Origin of the sequence: Streptomyces sp. WAC 06738, assembly GCF_003945505.1 — a bacterium.
GTDB lineage: Bacteria > Actinomycetota > Actinomycetes > Streptomycetales > Streptomycetaceae > Streptomyces.
In genome coordinates this window covers 7,471,022-7,488,023 of the sequence record NZ_CP029618.1, presented here as the reverse complement: position 1 = coordinate 7,488,023, position 17,002 = coordinate 7,471,022, and the positions used below count along the sequence as shown (strand labels likewise).

16 protein-coding genes are annotated in these 17,002 nt (G+C 72.8%); 2 read left to right on the top strand and 14 right to left on the bottom strand.

The features are described 5' to 3' along the window. Positions 1–5: 5 nt before the first annotated feature. Positions 6–467, bottom strand: a complete 462-nt coding sequence (locus tag DMB38_RS32590; protein ID WP_047019096.1) for a PhzA/PhzB family protein — start codon at positions 465–467, stop codon at positions 6–8. A gap of 826 nt (positions 468–1,293) precedes the next feature. Between DMB38_RS32590 and DMB38_RS32585 the strand changes: the two genes are divergently transcribed. Next, the gene (locus DMB38_RS32585) at positions 1,294–2,145 is read left to right on the top strand and encodes a S1 family peptidase (RefSeq protein WP_240662797.1); all 852 of its coding nucleotides are present in this window, start codon (positions 1,294–1,296) and stop codon (positions 2,143–2,145) included. A gap of 109 nt (positions 2,146–2,254) precedes the next feature. On the opposite strand, the gene DMB38_RS32580 is transcribed toward DMB38_RS32585, so the two are convergent. The 13 genes from DMB38_RS32580 to DMB38_RS32520 all read right to left on the bottom strand — a co-directional run bounded on the left by DMB38_RS32580 (position 2,255) and on the right by DMB38_RS32520 (position 16,233). Continuing rightward, a complete protein-coding gene (locus DMB38_RS32580) occupies positions 2,255–2,608 on the bottom strand; it encodes a DUF1330 domain-containing protein (RefSeq protein ID WP_125938182.1) in 354 nt (117 codons plus the stop codon). A 116-nt stretch (positions 2,609–2,724) separates the two neighbouring features. Then, complete coding sequence (locus tag DMB38_RS32575) at positions 2,725–3,231, bottom strand: PhzA/PhzB family protein (RefSeq protein WP_125938181.1); 507 nt, start codon at positions 3,229–3,231, stop codon at positions 2,725–2,727. Positions 3,232–3,523: 292 nt separating this feature from the next. Further along, a complete protein-coding gene (locus DMB38_RS32570) occupies positions 3,524–4,750 on the bottom strand; it encodes an FAD-dependent monooxygenase (protein WP_125938180.1) in 1,227 nt (408 codons plus the stop codon). Between the two features lie 169 nt (positions 4,751–4,919). Next, positions 4,920–5,822, bottom strand: coding sequence for an aromatic prenyltransferase (locus DMB38_RS32565; protein WP_125938179.1), 903 nt, complete (start codon positions 5,820–5,822; stop codon positions 4,920–4,922). Positions 5,823–6,204: 382 nt separating this feature from the next. After that, the gene (locus DMB38_RS32560; RefSeq protein WP_240662587.1) at positions 6,205–7,020 is read right to left on the bottom strand and encodes an SAM-dependent methyltransferase; all 816 of its coding nucleotides are present in this window, start codon (positions 7,018–7,020) and stop codon (positions 6,205–6,207) included. A 29-nt stretch (positions 7,021–7,049) separates the two neighbouring features. Beyond that, positions 7,050–8,231, bottom strand: a complete 1,182-nt coding sequence (locus DMB38_RS32555; RefSeq protein ID WP_240662586.1) for a hypothetical protein — start codon at positions 8,229–8,231, stop codon at positions 7,050–7,052. 196 nt (positions 8,232–8,427) lie between these two features. Next, complete coding sequence (locus DMB38_RS32550; protein ID WP_125938178.1) at positions 8,428–11,151, bottom strand: fumarate reductase/succinate dehydrogenase flavoprotein subunit; 2,724 nt, start codon at positions 11,149–11,151, stop codon at positions 8,428–8,430. Beyond that, positions 11,148–11,960, bottom strand: coding sequence for an ABC transporter ATP-binding protein (locus DMB38_RS32545; RefSeq protein WP_346429546.1), 813 nt, complete (start codon positions 11,958–11,960; stop codon positions 11,148–11,150). The genes DMB38_RS32550 and DMB38_RS32545 overlap by 4 nt, the downstream gene beginning before the upstream one ends. Continuing rightward, entirely contained in the window at positions 11,845–12,873 is a 1,029-nt protein-coding gene (locus DMB38_RS32540; RefSeq protein WP_346429532.1) for an ABC transporter permease, read from the bottom strand. The genes DMB38_RS32545 and DMB38_RS32540 overlap by 116 nt, the downstream gene beginning before the upstream one ends. Continuing rightward, complete coding sequence (locus DMB38_RS32535) at positions 12,870–14,249, bottom strand: ABC transporter substrate-binding protein (RefSeq protein ID WP_125938176.1); 1,380 nt, start codon at positions 14,247–14,249, stop codon at positions 12,870–12,872. The genes DMB38_RS32540 and DMB38_RS32535 overlap by 4 nt, the downstream gene beginning before the upstream one ends. Positions 14,250–14,260: 11 nt before the next feature. Further along, positions 14,261–14,488 (bottom strand): ferredoxin family protein, encoded by a 228-nt coding sequence (locus DMB38_RS32530; RefSeq protein WP_018837164.1) that lies wholly within the window; start codon positions 14,486–14,488, stop codon positions 14,261–14,263. Between the two features lie 120 nt (positions 14,489–14,608). Continuing rightward, complete coding sequence (locus DMB38_RS32525; protein ID WP_125938175.1) at positions 14,609–15,424, bottom strand: GntR family transcriptional regulator; 816 nt, start codon at positions 15,422–15,424, stop codon at positions 14,609–14,611. A gap of 131 nt (positions 15,425–15,555) precedes the next feature. Beyond that, complete coding sequence (locus DMB38_RS32520; protein ID WP_101420458.1) at positions 15,556–16,233, bottom strand: lytic polysaccharide monooxygenase auxiliary activity family 9 protein; 678 nt, start codon at positions 16,231–16,233, stop codon at positions 15,556–15,558. Positions 16,234–16,399: 166 nt separating this feature from the next. Between DMB38_RS32520 and DMB38_RS32515 the strand changes: the two genes are divergently transcribed. Continuing rightward, entirely contained in the window at positions 16,400–16,978 is a 579-nt protein-coding gene (locus tag DMB38_RS32515; protein ID WP_125938174.1) for a dihydrofolate reductase family protein, read from the top strand. Positions 16,979–17,002 lie beyond the last annotated feature (24 nt).

Below are 17,002 nucleotides of genomic sequence, written 5' to 3'. Positions count from 1 at the left end.
AGCGGTCAGGTCGGGATGCCTTCGCGGCGTACCGAGGGCACTTCGATGCCCAGGGCGCGGAACTGCTGGCAGGGGTTCATGAACTCGCGCTGCTGCTTGATCTTGCCGTCCTCGAAGAGGAAGGAGTGCAGGAAGTGGTTGCGGTAGTGGCCGGGTTCGTAACCGGGGAAGAGGATCTTGCCTTCGCCGTCGCACTCCACCCAGAAGCGGTTGGGGTCCTGGGTGTCGAATATCTCGATGTTGATCCAGGCCCAGTCGGGGAAGCACTTCAGCGACCAGACGGCGTGCTCGCCGAGGGTGTCCCGGCCGCTGATGACGATGGGCTCGCCGGTTTCCGTGGTCCACAGGCCGCCGGTGCCGTCCTCGGTGAACAGCAGGTGCCGCTCCAGCCGGTCCTGGCCGCGGCAGTGCATGTACTTCTCGACGATGGCGCGGTTGTGGTCACGTACCTCTTTATCTGTGGACATACGTGCTCTCGCTTCCCTTTTACTCTGGAGGGCGGATGGGAGGGTATGAACCGTGCGGACTCCGTCGTCCCGAATACGGTCAACCGCCGCCGGGGACGTGGATGTCGAACGCCCTTTCGGCATCGGCGGTTTCCATGGAATTCCCGGTTAGTGCAGGGAACAGGACCCGCGCGTCAGCGGGTCCGGGCGGAATTCCATGACGGCCTTGGCACGCCGCGGGCAAACCACCGCGCGGGTCGGCTTCTCGGGACCTGGAGGCGCCGCAGCGGAGGTGCGGCCACGGTGGAAGATCGGACTGAAACACGCACCACCGGGTCGAGCCCCCCTTGTCCCTTGTACGGATCGGATCTACTCCAGCACCATATCCGCCCGCCGGGCCGTTTCAATACGAGCAAGCGACTCTGCGCGGATGCGTGGCAATGATTTGCCATTCTGATTCCGGCGGTATGTTCAATACGTCGCGCGGGCGCCGTGACGTGAATGTACGTCTTCATAGAGTACGGGTCGAAAACCGCTGGGGCGGCCCCCGGCGGGCCGGATCCCGCGGGCATTTGGGCGGGCGGGCGGCGGACGGGCGCGGCGGGGCGTACGCGTGGGGCGTGGGCGTGCCCGCGGGGCGCACGGGGCGGACCGCCCCCGGGGCGGTCTTGCGCTTCGCCGCCGGGTGCCCAAGACTCCCCTACGACATGTCAGGGGCACGGCAAAAACCGGGCCGCTGACGGTGTGTCTCACGGGCCCGTCACTTCGGGCCCTGGTTTCCCCCAGACCAGAGGAGACATCTGTGAAGATCCCTCGCACCACCCCCACCGGGGCTTCCCGCGGCAGACTGCGGTTCCTCACCGCGACCGCCGGCCTCGCCGCCGTGGCAGCGCTCGCGCTGCCCGCGGGTGCGAACGCACAGGAAGCCTCGCCCTCGTTCAGCGCGGCAGAGCTCCGGGCCGTCGACCAGGCGGTCGGCGACGCGGACGTCGCGGGCAGCGCCTGGTACGTCGACCGCGCCAGCGACACCGTCGTGGTCACCGTCGACAGCACCGTCTCGAAGGCCGAGGTGGCCCGGATCACCGAGGCGGCCGGCGAGCACGCCGGAGCCGTCGACATCAACCGCACCGAAGGCAAGTTCACCAAGTACATCGCCGGCGGCGAAGCCATCACCACCGGCGGCGCCCGCTGCTCGCTCGGCTTCAACGTCCAGAACAGCAGTGGTACCAAGTTCGCCCTGACCGCCGGTCACTGCACCAACATCGGCAGCTCGTGGTCGATCGGCACCAGGTCCGGCACCAGCTTCCCGACGAACGACTACGGCATCATCCGGCACTCCAACCCCGCCGCGGCGGACGGCCGGGTGTACCTGTACAACGGGAGCTACCAGGACATCACCAACGCCGCCAACCCCTCGGTCGGCCAGTCCGTCCGGCGTAGCGGCAGCACCACCGGTGTGCACGGCGGGTCCGTCACCGGCCTGAACGCCACCGTCAACTACGGCGGCGGCGACGTCGTGTACGGCATGATCCAGACGAACGTCTGCGCCGAGCCCGGCGACAGCGGCGGCCCGCTCTTCGCCGGCAGCACGGCCCTCGGCCTGACCTCCGGCGGCAGCGGCAACTGCTCCTCCGGCGGCACGACGTTCTACCAGCCGGTCGTCGAGGCCCTGAACGCCTACGGCGTCAGCGTCTTCTAACCCGGCGCAGCACACGCGGCACACGGCACCTCGCCCCGGCCGGCACCCGCCGGCCGGGGTTCGCGCGTTCCCGGGCGCCCCCGCCCCCGGCCGCGGTGACGGACCGCCGCTACGCGGCGCCCCCGGCGGCGGCCTCGCGGATCGCGCGGACCGCGGCGGTCGGGACGTAGTCCTCGGGCACGCCCTCGACCAGGATGATGTCGCCGTCGATGTGCCGCGAACGCAGCGGCGCCAGCTCCCGGTAGGCCGGCGAGTCCCACCAGGCCCGCGCCTCGGCGATGCCGGGGAAGCCGATCATGACCACGCCGCCGGGCCAGTGGCCCTCCTTCACCTCGTGCGGCGTGGCGTGCACGAGGAAGCGGCCGCCGTACGGCTCGAAGGTGGCCGGCAGCCGCTCGATGTAGTCGGCGACCTCCGGGTGGGGGGCGGCGTCCTGCAGCTTGGCGATGGCGTAGGCGGTCATGGCGGTCCTTCCGTTCCCTCGCGGTCCGTTCCTGCCGATCTTCGCAGCAGGGCGGACCGGGGTCGATTACCCGCCGGGTAAGGCGACCCCGGCACGCGGCGCACAGGACGCACCCGTCAGGAGGGGATCCAGTCCCGCTCGATGTGGGGGGTCTCGATGCTCAGCGCGCGCATGTGCTCGATCGGGTTGGTGTACTCGCGGCTCGCCAGGATCTGTCCGTCGCTGAGGGTGAAGCCGTGGATGAAGTGGTTCCGGTAGCGGCCGTGGGGATAGCCGGGGAAGCGGATGGTCCCCTCGCCCTGGCACTCGACCCAGATGACCGACGGGTCCTGCGTCTGGTAGATGTGCACGTCGTGCCATTGCCAGTCCGGCAGCACCTGCATCGACAACTCGCCGTGGCGCTTCAGCTTCTCGCGCCCCCTGACGACGATGGGCCGCCCCATGTCGGTGTAGAAGAGCGACGCGGTGCCGTCGTCGGTGTAGAGGGTGTAGCGGCGCAGCCGGGCCTCCGCGCCGGTCCGCATGTACTGCTCGACGGCCAGGAGGTTGCGGGCCCGCAGGTCGTGGTGGTCGGTGAACACCGGAGCGGCGGTGTCGGGTGGTCGGGACACGGACGGGGTCATGGCGTCTCCTGGCGCATGTGTCGGATGTGGACGGGGGTGCCGTGGGGAGAAACGCGTACGCAGCCGTGGGGGACGGATACGGACCTACGCGCAGGTCCCACGGCCGGGAGCCGGCCCGGCCGGGGCGGGTGCGGGGACGGCGCCGGAGAGCAGCCGGGGCCCGCCGGCGGATGCCGGCGGGCCCCTTCGGTCTCGACTCCGCGGTGTTCCCGTCGCCGGGACGCCGCGGGCACCGCTGCGTGCCCGCGCACCGAGTCCTCGTTCCGGCCGGGGCCGGTCGTGACCGGCGGCTCTACTCCCGGCGCGGCGGTGTGTAGGAGGGGCGGGAGTTGAGCTGCGCCACCTCGCTCTCGGCCTTCTGCCGGTACATCTCCATGATCTGCGTCACCTGGGCGCGGTCCCAGGTGTCGGGGCTCGTGGCCCGCTCCATCGCCCTGGCGGCCATGACGACGCCGTTGGCCTCCTCCAGCCGGGTGCGCTCGTACGCGGCCAGCCCCGCCGGCACGTCCCCGTCCGCCCGCGCCAGTTCGTACGCGAGCACCCGGGCGTCCAGGATGGCCTGTGCCGCGCCGTTGCCGCCCGCCGGATACATGGGATGGGCGGCGTCGCCGAGGAGCGTGACGCGGCCGCTGCCCCAGGCGGGCAGCGGGTCGCGGTCGACCATGGGGTACTCCAGGACGTCCCCGGAGCGCTCCAGCAGGTCGCGCACGTCGAGCCAGCCCAGCGACCAGCCCTCGTAGTGCGACAGCACCTCCTTGAGCAGACCCTCGCGGCGGTCGTCGATTGGGCCGTCGGCGGCCTCGGGCAGCAGGCCGGGCTCCGCGACCCGGACCAGACAGACCCAGTTGGTGCGGTCCTTGCCGATCGGGTACGCGACGAGGGTCACGTCGCCGTTGCTCGCCCCGACCCAGGAGCGGCCGGTGAGGAACGGCGGAACGCCCTCCGTCACGCCGCGCCACATCCGCTGGCCGGACCAGGCCAGCTCCCTCTCGTCGGGGTGCAGCCGGGCGCGGACCGTGGAGTTCAGCCCGTCCGCGCCGATCAGCGCGGTGGCCTGGAGGGTCTCGGCGGCACCGCTGTCCCGGTCCGTGAGGACGACCTCGACGCCGTCGCCGTGCTGGGTGAAGTCGTGCAGCCGGGTGCCGGTGCGGACGGCGCCGGGGCCGAGCCGGCCGCGGACCTGGTCCAGGAGCATCAGGTGCAGTTCGCCGCGGTGGATGCAGTACTGCGGCCAGTTGGAGCCGGTCGCCTTGCCGCGGGGCTGGGCGAAGAGCTTGTTGCCGGACTTGTCGGAGAAGAAGTACTCCGCGGTGGGCACGCCGAGTTCGGCGAGCTCGTCGCCGAGGCCCAGTTCGGTCAGCTCGCGGACACCGTGGGTGAGGAGTTGGATGCCGACGCCGAGGGGTTCGATGCGGCGGGCGCTCTCGACGACGAGGGAGTCGATGCCGGCGGCGTGCAGGCTCAGGGCGGTGGTGAGCCCGCCGATGCCGCCGCCGGCGATGAGCACGGGAGCGGCCATCAGGCGCCTCCCCCGGTTGCGCCGGAACGCCGGGTGAAGGCGTTTCCGGCAGGTGCGGGTTCGTGGTTGCGGAGGTGGACGGATAGCGTGGCCGGGTCCTCGGATTCGGTGCGTTCTCGGGTCTCGGTCATGCTTGGCTCCCTTGTGCTCAGTTGCTTTCCGGCCGGTTTCAGTCCGCGGGGCGTACGCGGTCGGAAACCTGGGATGACATCTGGTAGTACGAGGCGAGCTTGAAGAACTCCTCGCCCCTCGCCACCGTGCCGGCGTAGACGTACGTCGGGTCGCCACCGTCCACGGTCGGCATATCGCGGGCGAACTTCCCGACCTCGGGCGCTATCCGGGACGGCAGCAGATCCGGGTCCGAGGTCCGGGTGGAGAAGCACATGCGCTCGATCCGGGTGGTGTCCCAGCCGAAGGTCGGGTACATGGCGTACGAGGTGCCGATGAAATCCAGCATGTGCTCACTCGGCTCCGGCAGCCCCATGTCGCGCAGGGTGGGGATGAGGGCGTCGGGGCGGGTGTACTCCGGGGTGAGCCCGCTGACGTAGAGGTTCCAGCTACGGCTGCGGTAGTCGACGCCGATGGCGGAGACCTTGCCGTCGAGCCCGGCCTCGGCGAAGGAATCGGCGTGCGCGGCGAGGCCCGGCGGAATGGACGGCAGTTCCGCGAGCGCCTTCATGCTCTGCGGTTCGGCGAGCGGAAAGAACGTCACCGCTTTCCGGAAACCGCCGACGACGCCGAAATCCACCGCGTAGGCGTCGACGGGAAAACGGTCGCGGATCTCGGTGAACAATCCCGTGATCGCGTGGTCGGTCTCGTCGAGCAGACCGCCGGCGACCGCGGCGGCATAAGGGTCACCCGCCTCGGTGGGCAGAGTGAAGTCGAAGGCCAGCTCGCCCCGGTAACGCTCGCCCGTCCCCATGCTGAAGATGATGTGGGCGTCGTCCACGAGCCACTTGCCGAAGGTGTCCAGGGCCGGCCAGACCTTCTCCCGGGAACACGGCGCATCCACCAGTCTGGAGGTCTGCTCGACGGCCGAATAGATGGTTTCCAGCTTGGTGGCCTCGGGCATTCTTGCCTCCAGAGGGGTCGACCTCGGTTGAGTCATCGGAACCGCAAATTCCTAGCCGGACTGCCCGAAGCAGGCGTGGGCAAGGGTGAACACCCCGCTGTCGGCCTGGGAACACGCCTGGATCCTCCCAGCCCCCGCTTGCCGTTGACTTTACGATGGCTTGGCGATCGCTTGACAGCCGCGCCGCCGCCGGAAACGGAGTGCCGGGTAAACGCAGCCAGTGTGCGGCCGGGGACAATTAGTCGATTACCCGGCGGGCAGCGGCCGGAGGGCCGCGCATTCGCGGCGGTGGGACCGGCCCCGCCCCGAACGCGGGCGGCCGGCCGCCGGGGAGTCCCCGGCGGCCGGCCATCACCGCACGCGCCTCACGGCGCGGTTCGCCTCACGCCTTGCGGAGCACCGCTCCGTAGGCGTCGCACGCGTTCTGCGCCTCGCCTGCCGGGCGCCACCGGCTCACCGGAACCAGACCGGGGTCGACCGGCGTCCAGGGCGCCAGGATCCGCTCCAGCTCCGCGCGGTCCCGGTCGATCAGCGGGTCGCTGGCCCGGCGGAAGATCTCGATGACGTCGGGCACGCGCGGGTCGATGTCGGAGGAGATGTGGTTGACCGACAGGAAGCTGCCCGGCACCACCGCCTCGTGGATCCGGGACACGATGGCCGCCGGGTCCTCCTCGTCGGTGATGAAGTGCAGGATGCCCGAGAGCAGGACGCCGACCGGCATCGTGAAGTCCAGGGTGGACCTGACGACTTCGTCGAAGAGGATGGTGTCCGGGTCGCGCACGTCGCCCTCGAGGGCCACCGTGTACTCGCCGTCGGCCTGGAGGGCCGCCATGTGCGCGACGGCGACGGGGTTCTTGTCGACGTAGACGACCCGGGTGTCCGGCGCGATGCGGTGGGCGACCTCGTGGACGTTGTCGTAGATGTCCGTGGGCATGCCCCCGCCGATGTCGAGGATCTGCCGCACCCCGGCCTCGCCGACCCAGTACTCGACGGTGCGGTCGACGAAGAGCCGCTGCTCCCGCGTGAGCACCTTGAGGTCGGGCATGATGTGCTCGGCCTCCTCCAGCAGGTCGCGGTCGGCGTGCACGTTGTCACGGCCGCCCAGCGCGTAGTCCCAGAAGCGCGACGGGTGGGGCTTGCGCGCGTCCGGCAGCGGCATTCTCCCCTCGCGCCCGGCCTCGTTCCCGTCAACCGCCATGTCCGCCTCCGTACCCCCGGCCACCGGTCTCACTCGCCGCCGAGCGTGATCGAGGTGTCGATGAACTCGTTGGTCACCAGGTCCTCGGGGGTCAGCCCGTCCTTGATCGGCTTCTTCTGCGCCTCGAAGACCGGCCCGGCGAGGTCGATCAGCTCCCGCACCCGCTCGGTGTCGAACTCGCCCACGGGCTTGCCCGGGTCGGCGACGAGGTCGAGCGCCCCCATCTGCTCCACCGAGTACTTCCCGACGCCCTTGGAGAACGGCTGGTCGGCCTTGAAGGTGTCGCGCAGCTCGATGACCTTGTCGATGACCGGATCCGGGTTCTCCATCAGGTCGACCGCGCCCTGCTGGATGACGGGAACGAGCTTCTTCAGGCACGGCGCCAGTTCGGCCTTGTCCGCCGGGCGGATGACCGGCGAGGGGCCGGGGTTCGGGTAGTACTCGTAGGCGAGCTGCGACTCGACCGGCTTGCCCCAGTCGGGCAGCTCCTTCTCGTAGATGTACGGGTCCTCGGTCGCGTACCCCGAGGTGGCGATGGCGCCGCCGGCGGCGACGAAGCGCGCGGGGGAGCCGTCGCCCGAGCTGTCGACCTGGTCCTTCTTCAGGATGCCCTTGCTGGTCAGGTAGTCCATGTAGGGCGTGGGGACGTAGACGACGGTGGTGTCGGTCCTGCCGATGTCCTCGATCGACTTCACGTCCGGGTGCTTCTCCGGGTCCCACATGATGACCTGCGGGTTCTTCGCCAGCAGCGACATCACCGCGAGCGTCGGCTGCTTGCCGGAGTTCTGGATCGCCTCGTCGAAGCCCTGGGGGATACCCAGGTGGATGCTGTCGTCCGTGTACATCTGCGAGGACGTCGGGTTGAAGCCGATCGCCGGGCCGCCCGAGCGCAGCTCCAGCTTCACGCCGGTGTCCTTGCCGCCCGAGGCGACAAGCGGCGCGGTGACCTTCTTGGCGTTGGCGTCGACGTCCATGTCGTCGCCGAGGAGCTGGTACATGGCACCGGCGGAGGTGATGTCCGGCCACCACGCCGTCTGGACCACGATCGTCTCCGGGCACTCCTTGCTCAGGTCCGTGGCGCCGCCGGCCTCGGCGGCCGGGGAGGCGCTCTTCTTGCCGTCATCGCCGCCGTCGTCGTCGCCGTCGCCACAGGCGGCCAGCACGGACAGCATCGCTACGGCGGCGGCGAGGGGGACCGCCTTTCTACGCACGTGGTGCAGAGACATGTGAGATCCATCGACGATCGGGCGGCCGGGGGCCGGTCGGGCTGACGGGGGGCCGGACTGACTGATGACTGATCATAGACATGCCTTCCGCGCATACGTTCGGCGCGCTCCCCCGTCGAGTTCCTTTTGCAACATCGGCGTTGGCGCGCCGGAGCCCCGTCGCTCCGTGTGGCCGCCCGCGTCAGCCGGGCGGCAGGGCGCGGCGGGCGTAGGCGCGGACGTCCGCGTCCGGGTCGGCGGCGACGGTGGCGAGCGCGGCGGCGACGGAGGCGCCGGCGGCCCGGTGCTCCAGCAGGGCGAGGACGGCGGCGCGGCGGACGTCGGCGTGCGGGTCGGCGAGCGCGCCGGTGAGGGCCGGTACGGCGCGTGCGGAGGCGGCGGCGCCGAGGGCGGTCGCGGCCCCCTTGCGCACCTCCCAGGCGGCGTCGCCGAGGGCGTCCGCGGCGGTCTCGTCGTACGGGGGCGGGCAGCCCGCGGCGGCCAGCGCCGTCAGCGCCCCGGCCCGTACGAGCGGGTCCTCGTCGCGCAGCAGCGGCGCGAGGGCCGCCGCGTCCGCCGCGGTGCCCAGCGCGTGCGCGGCGGCGACCCGCACCTCGCGCGCCGGGTCCGCGGCGGCGCGGGCCAGCGCCCCGGCGGCCCCTGCGGTGGCCAGGGCCCGTACCGCCTGGAGCCGCACGGCAGGCTCCGGGTCGGCCAGCGCGGGCGCGAACTCCGCCTCCCCGCCGAGCCGCAGCGCGCGCAGCACCTCCAGCGCGGCGGCCCGCACTCCGGCGTCGGGCAGCCCGAGCGCGGGCAGCAGCGCGGCGCGCAGGGCCGGGTCCGCGGGCAGCACCTCCACCAGCTCGCGCAGCGCCGCGGCGGCCCCGGCGCGCACCGCCGCGTCGTCGTCGGCGAGCGCTTCGGCGAGCGCGGGGCCCGCACCGGGCGGCGCCGCCTCGGTCAGCACGCCGACGGCCGCGCGGCGCACCGCGGCGTCGGGGTCGGCGAGGTAGGGCTGCAGCTCGTCGAGCGCGAACTGCTCCTCGGCGAGCGCCAGTACGCCGAGGATGCGCGGGTCGCCCGCGGGCGCGTGGGCCGCGGCCGGCGCACTGCGCGTAACCGGGGCGGGCCCCGGCGCGGCTTCGCCGCCGGCCCGCGCGACGGCTTCGCCGCGGACCTCGCCGAGGTGCCGCTCGGGCCCGCCGCGCGGCTCGTACCCGGCGACCGGCACCACGTACGGCTCGACCGGGCGGGCGGTGAACTCCATCGCGCCGGACGGCGACTTGCGCAGGTCAAGGTGGTGCAGCCAGCGCTCGTCGTCGCGCTCCGGGTGGTCGGTGCGCCGGTGGTACAGGCCCCAGCGGGACTCGGTGCGGGCCAGCGAGGCGCGCGCGGCCATCTCGGCGCAGTCGCGGATGAAGGTGACCTCGGCGCAGCGCATCAGCTCGTGTGGCGTCCGCGCGCCCATCGCGGCGATCTCCGTGCGCATCCGCTCGAAGCTCTCCAGCGCCAGCGAGAGCCGGGCGGCGCTCTTGGGCGGCGCGACGTAGTCGTTGACGAAGCGCCGCAGCTTGTACTCCACCTGCTGCTGCGGCGGGCCGCCGGCGTTGCGCAGCGGCCGGTAGACGAGTTCGTGCGCCTCGGCGAGCTGGTCCGCGGGCAGTTCGCCGCGGTACGCCTCGGCGCCCGCGGCGTCCGCGCCGGCGAGGTCGCCGAAGACGAAGGCGCCGATCATGTAGTTGTGCGGGACGCAGGCCAGGTCGCCGGCGGCGTAGAGGCCGGGGACGGTGGTGCGGGCCTGGGCGTCGACGCGTACGCCGGAGGCGGAGTGGCCGCCGCACAGGCCGATCTCGGAGATGTGCATCTCCACGTCGTGGGTGCGGTAGTCGTGGCCGCGGCCGGCGTGGAAGGTGCCGCGGGTGGGCCGTTCCGTCGTGTGCAGGATCGACTCCAGCGCGGTCAGGGTCTCGTCGGGCAGGTGGCTGACCTTCAGGAAGACGGGGCCGCGGTCGGAGGCGACCTCGGCGGCGAACTCGGCCATCATGTGGCCCGACCAGTAGTCGGAGTCGACGAACCGCTCGCCGAGCCGGTTGACCTGGTAGCCGCCGAAGGGGTTGGCGACGTAGGCGCAGGCGGGGCCGTTGTAGTCCTTGATGAGCGGGTTGATCTGGAAGCACTCGATGCCGGTGAGCGCGGCGCCCGCGTGGTACGCCATGGCGTGCCCGTCGCCGGCGTTGGTGGGGTTCTCGTACGTGCCGTAGAGGTACCCGCTGGCGGGCAGCCCGAGCCGGCCGGCCGCGCCGGTGGCGAGGATCACCGCGCCGGCGCGGACGACGACGAACCGGCCGGTGCGGGTGTCGAACCCGGCCGCGCCCACCGCCCGGCCGCCCGCGGTGAGCACGCGGACGGGCATCACCCGGTTCTCGATGCGGATCCGCTCGCGCATCTCGCGCCGCCGCAGCCGCCGGTAGAGGACCTTCTTGACGTCCTTGCCCTCGGGCATGGGCAGCACGTACGAGCCGGAGCGGTGCACCTGGCGCACCGCGTACCGGCCCTGCTCGTCCTTCTCGAACTTCACGCCGTACGACTCCAGCCGGCGGACCATGGCGTGGCCGCGGGTGGCGGTCTGGCGGACGGCCGACTGGTCGACGACGCCGTCGTTGGCGCGGGTGATCTCGGCGACGTAGTCGTCGGGTTCCGCGCGGCCGGGGATGACGGCGTTGTTGACGCCGTCCATGCCCATGGCGAGCGCGCCGGAGTGGCGGACGTGGGCCTTCTCCAGGAGGAGGACGTCGGCGCCGCGCTCGGCGGCGGTGAGGGCGGCCATGGTGCCGGCGGTGCCGCCGCCGACGACGAGGACGCCGCAGGTGAGTTCGGCGGCGTCGCGGAGTTCCGGGACGGCGGGGGCGGGGGCGGGGGCGGTCACGGGGTCTCCAGGTCCTCGGCCGGAGCCGGGTCGGCGGTCGCGGGGGCTTCGGCGGCTGCGGCGGTGGCGCTCCCGCCGGGATCCGCGGGGTCTTCGCGGTCCGCGGCGAGGAGGCGGCGGCGCAGCGCGACGGTCGCCGGGTCCTCGCGGGCGGCGCGGTCGCGCGGGCGCGGTACGTCGTGCACGGCGAGCCCGCCGGGGCCGCCGAGCCGGGCCACGCGGTCGCCGAGGAACAGCGCCTCGTCCACGTCGTGGGTGACGAAGACGACGGTGGCCCGGGTGCTGCCCAGCACCTCGACGAGCAGGTCCTGCATGCCCGCCCTGGTCTGCGCGTCGAGCGCGCCGAACGGCTCGTCCATCAGCACCGCACGCGGCCGGCCCGCCAGCGCCCGGGCGAGTTGCGCGCGCTGGCGCTGCCCGCCGGAGACGCGGTGCGGCAGGGAGGAGGACCGGTCGCCGAGGCCGACGCGCTCCAGCCACCGCAGGGCGGCGGCCCGCCGGGCGGCGCGCGGCTCCTTCCGCACGGCCAGGGGCAGTTCGACGTTGCGGCGCAGGGTGCGCCAGGGCAGGAGGGCGTCGTCCTGGAAGACCAGCGCCCGGTCGGCGCCGGGCCGGGTGACCGGCGCGCCGTCCTGCAGCACCTCGCCGGCCAGCGGCGGCAGCAGCCCGGCGAGCGTGCGCAGCAGGGTGGACTTACCGCAGCCGGACGGGCCGACGACGGCGAGGAGTTCGCCGGGCGCGGCGACGAGCGTCAGGTCGTGCAGCGCGGGCGCGCCGGGCCTGCCGAGGGTCGCGCCGCGCACCTCCAGCCGCACGCCCGCGGCCGGCCGCTCCCCCGCGGGCCGCTCCCCCGCCGCCGCGGTGCCTTCCGGGCGTACGGGCGCGGCGGCGGTCCGCTCTACGGTCTCGCTCACGCCCGTACCCCTTGACCGTCCGGCCGTGGCCGTCGTGTTCCGTACGCGGCAGCCAGCCGGTCAGCCGGCGGCCCAGCACCTCGATGGCGGCCGAGGTGGCCCAGCCGAGCACGCCGATGGTGACCATGCCGACGAGCACGCCGGGGTAGTCGAGGAGCGTGTAGTCCTGCCAGGTGCGGTAGCCGACGCCGTATTCGCCGGAGATCATCTCGGCGGCGATGAGGCAGATCCACGCCACCCCGATGCCGACCGAGAGACCGCCGAAGACCCCCGGCAGCGCGCCGGGCAGCACCACCGACCACAGCACCCGCCACCGGCCGCCGCCCATCGTCAGCACGGCCTCCTCCCACACCGGCGCCAGCGCCCGTACGGCGTGCCGGGTGGCGACGGTGACGGGGAAGAACGCGGCGGTGAAGGTGATGGCGACGATGCCCTGCTCGTTGGTGGGGAAGAGCAGGATCGCGACCGGCACCAGCGCGATCGCCGGGACGGGCCGCAGCACCTCCAGCACCGGGCGGATCACGTCGGACGCCACCCGGGAGCGGGCCAGCGCGACGCCGACGGCGATGCCGAGGACGGCGGCGAGCGCGAAGCCGGTGAGGATACGGGTCAGGCTGTCGGCCAGGTCCTGCCAGTAGTCGCCGCCGGCGAGCCGGTCGCGGAAGCGGCGGGCGACGTCCAGGACGGTGGGGAACTGCGCGAAGCGCAGCCACAGGTTGACGTCGAGCGCGGTGAGCACCTGCCAGAGGCCGAGGGCCGCGGCGAGCGAGGAGGCCCGCAGCAGCCGGGAGGCCCAGATCCGCCTCATCGCCCCGCCTCCCCGCCCTGCTTCGCCGCCGCGGCCAGCGCGGTCCCGTAGTCGACGATCTCGGCGCCCGGGTGGTCCCCCGCCCAGTCGCGGGCGGACTCGGCGGTGACGAAGGGGTGCAGGCCGGTGCCGTCGCGCACCCACGCGGCGCGGTCGGCGAACCAGCGGGTGCCGGTCGCGGCGTCCGGCACGAACACGGCCCGTACGCCGCCCTCGTGCTCCGCCGCGAACGCCAGCGCCGCCGCGGCGTCGGGGAAGGAGCGGGTGCGGTCCTCGCCGTCGAGCCACACCTCGGCGGTACGGACCACGCCTGCCGTCTCGGCGGTCTGCCGGTCGTAGCCGCTGCCGTACGCCTTGCGCAGGTGCGAGTCGTCGACGAAGTCGTCCACGTCGACGTCGCCGATGAGCTCCGCGTCCTGCATCAGCTTCACGTCGTCGCGGAACGCCTCGATGAGCGCCGGCTTGAGCGTGGGATCGAAGGTGGCGGTGCCGTCGGGGCCGTTGTAGAGGTGCACGACCTCGGGCGGCAGCCCGGTGGCGTCGGCGACCTTCAGGGAGGCGTCGAGCGGCTTGTCGTCCAGATAACGGCCCGCCTCCGTCTGCGCCTTGAGGAACGCCCGCAGCACGGCGGGCTCGTCGTCGGCGAACGACTCGCGCACCACCACGCCGTGGAACGTCGGCAGGTCGAGCCTGCCGCCGTCGTAGAGCGCCCGCGCGCGGTCCTGGAAGGCGAGCAGCCCCGGCCAGGCGACGAACTGCGACAGCGCGTCGACGCTGCCGCCTTCGAGGGCGGAGGCGCCGACGGCGGGCTGCTGGTTGAGCTTGCGGATGTCCTCCGCGGGGTCGAGCCCCGCGCGCTCCAGGGCGCGTACGAGGGTGCCGTCGGCCGCGGAGCCCTCGCTGGTGGAGACCTTCCTGCCCTTGAGGTCGGCGAGGGAGCCGAGACCGGAACCGGGCGGTACGACGATGGTGTTGAGGCCGCCGCGCATGTTGTAGCCGGTGACGGAGACGAGTTCGGTCGGGGCGTCGAGCTGGGCGCCGCGGTAGGCGTTGATGAGCAGCGGGAAGTCGCCCATGGAGCCGATGTCGACCTTGCCTGCGGTCATCTGGGCGGTGATGGGCGCACCGGTGGCGTAGTCCTGCCACTTCACCTCGTACGTGCGCCCGTCGCGCCTGCCGAGGGCCTTCAGCTCGCGCTCGAAGTAGCCGAGGGAGCGCAGCAGGGTGCCGGCGGTGACGGTGTTGATGGTCTTGGACTGGTAGCCGACGGTGACGGTGACGTGGTCGCCGTCGCTCGCGGAGCTGCTGCCGCAGCCGGCGAGGGCGAGCGGGAGCAGCAGGGCGGCGGCGAGGGGCAGGGGTGTGCGTGGTGGCATGACGGGCCTCTTCAGCGCAGGAGGTAGGGCATGTTGACCGTGACCGCGCCGGTGGGACAGCGCGCGGCGCACGGGCCGCAGTACCAGCACTCGTCGACGTGCATGTACGCCTTGCTGCTGTCGGGGTCGATGGCGAGCGAGTCGAGCGGGCACATGTCGACGCACAGGGTGCAGCCGTCGATGCACTTGGACTCGTCGATGGTCACGGGCACGTCGGCCCGCTGGGGCACCAGCGCCATGCCGGGCTCCTTCGCGTGTGGGCGTGTGGTCTGGGCAGGGGTTTTTGGGCGTACGGGGGTACGGGACGTACGGGCGCAACGGGCGTACGGGAGACGGGGGCGACGGGCCGGGGCGGGTGTTCAGCGACAGCGGTGCAGCAGTCCGCGCATGGTGATCCGGTCGCCGCGGAAGCGGACGAACTCCAGGTCGACGGGGCGGCCGTCGGACAGGTGGGTGAGCCGCTCCAGCATGAGCAGCGCGGCGCCGCGCGGCGCCTGGAGCACGGCGGCGGAGTGCGCGTCGGCGGTGACGGCCTCCAGGGTGATCTCCGCCGTGCCCAGCGGCTGCCCGGTCAGCTCCTCCAGCAGCCGGAAGATGTCGGTGTTCTCCAGGTCGGCGCCGAGGAGTCCGACGCCGATGTCCATGGGCAGGTACGTCAGGTCCAGGGAGAGCGGCAGTCCGCCGAGGCGGCGCAGCCGCTCCACGTACAGCACCTCGCCGCCCTCGGGCGCGCCGAGGCGCTCGGCGACGCAGGCGGGGGCGGCGACGGGGCCCGCGGTGCGGATCTCGTTGGTGACGCGGCCGTGCTCGTGGAGCGTCTCGGCCAGGCCCTGCAGCCGGTCGAGTCCGTGCGCGTACTTCTCCGCGACGACCACCGTGCCCAGCCCCGGCACCCGCTCCACCAGCCGCTCGGAGCGCAGCAGGTCGAGCGCCTGGCGCACGGTGTTGCGGGTGGCGCCGTAGTCGGCGCCGAGCTCCGACTCGTGCGGCAGCACGCCGCCCGCGTACGCGCCGCCGAGCACCTGGCCGCGGAGCAGGTCGGCCAACTGCCGCGCCCGGTCCGCGCGCAGCCGGCGGCGCCGCGCGGCGGCCGTGCCGTGCCCGCCCGCACCGCCGCCGGCCGGGCTCGGCCGGCCGGCGGCGGGCTGCTCTCTCAGGCGTGCTGCGGAAGGCATGACGGCACCATAGGCGCGCGCCGCGCGGAAGTGTGTTGCCGCAGTGTTGCGCCATCCCCAAGCGCCCGCGGTACGGGCCTGAGCTGGGACGACGCCGGGCGGCTACGGACTTCCGCCAGCCAGGGGCGCCGCTAGAACGTCACGTCGCTGCAGAAAAAATAGATCTGGTCCGCGTGCGACGCCTTCCAGATGGTGTAGACGATGTGGTGCCCGCTGCGGCCGGGCGCGCTGGCATTCGCGGTGTAGTGGTTGGCGGGACCGTACGGCCCCGCGGTGGCCACGCGCTCCAGGTCGGCCCAGTCGAGCGCGTCGGTCTTCGCGTCGTAGCCCTGCCGGGTCACGTAGACGTAGAGGTAGTCGGCGCCGTGGTACGCCTGGTCGAGAACGTCGACGGTGAAGTTCGTGCCCAGCGAGTCGGTCTTCCACGGGCCCGGGGTGTCCATGGAGTCGTAACGGCCGTCCTGGGTGCGGCCGGCGCTGCAGAGCTGGTTGTCGGGGATGTGGGCCTGGAAGTTGCCGCCGGTGCCCTCGCGGTAGAGGCCGTTCCAGTTCCACATGCCGTTGGTGTCGTGCTGCCACGCCTGCCAGCACATGGGGTCCTGCTGCTGCATGTCCGGGTTCTGGAAATCGCTTCCCCAGCGCTGCCAGCAGCCGTAGTTGCGGGAGACGGGGTCGGCGGCGGAGCCGTGGGCCTGGGCGGTGCCGCCGGTCCAGGGCGTCAGCAGGAGCGCGGCGGCGGCCAGGACGGCCAGGAGGGCGCGGACGGGCAGGCTCCGCGCGTCGGTGCGATCGTTCGATGGCGATGACACTGCGACTCCTCCTCCGGGAGGGGGTGGGGGGACATGGGAATGGGAGCGCTCCCATTTCCCGGACCCTGCCCGGCGGCGCCCGTACGAAACCTGCGCGGCGATGAGTTTCGGTCCCCCGCCCCGTCCTACCCCCGTACCCGATCGACGGACTTCCGAGGAGCGCCTCATGACCGCCACGTACACCTTCGACGTCTTCAGCAGCCTGGACGGCTACGGCGCCGCCGGCGGCGACTGGACCGGCTACTGGGGCAAGCAGGGCCCCGAACTGCTCGACCGCCGCCTCGGCCTCTACGGCGAGGAGCAGCGGATGGTCTTCGGCGCCCACACCCACCGGCTCTTCGCGCAGATGATCGCCGACAGCTCCGAGGGCGACGACGTGCGCGACCCGTGGGTCACCCGGATGACCCAACTGCCCGCGACCGTCGTGTCGACCACCCTGACGGAGCCCCTCGACTGGCCGGACGCGACCGTCGCGCGCGGCGACGCCGTGGACGTGGTCGCCCGGATGAAGGAGGAGTCGGACGTGCCGCTGCGCTCGCACGGCAGCCTGTCGATGAACCGGGCCCTGATGGCCGCCGGCCTGGTCGACCTGGTGCACGTCACGCTCTTCCCCGTGATCACCGGGCGGTCCGGGCTCGCTCCGATCTTCGAGGGCGCGGCCGACTTCGACCTCGACCTGATCGAGACCCGGACCCTCGACGGTTCCATCCAGGAGCTGATCTACCGGCCCACCCTGCACGGCTGAGCCCGGCCGCCGCCCCGGTGGGGG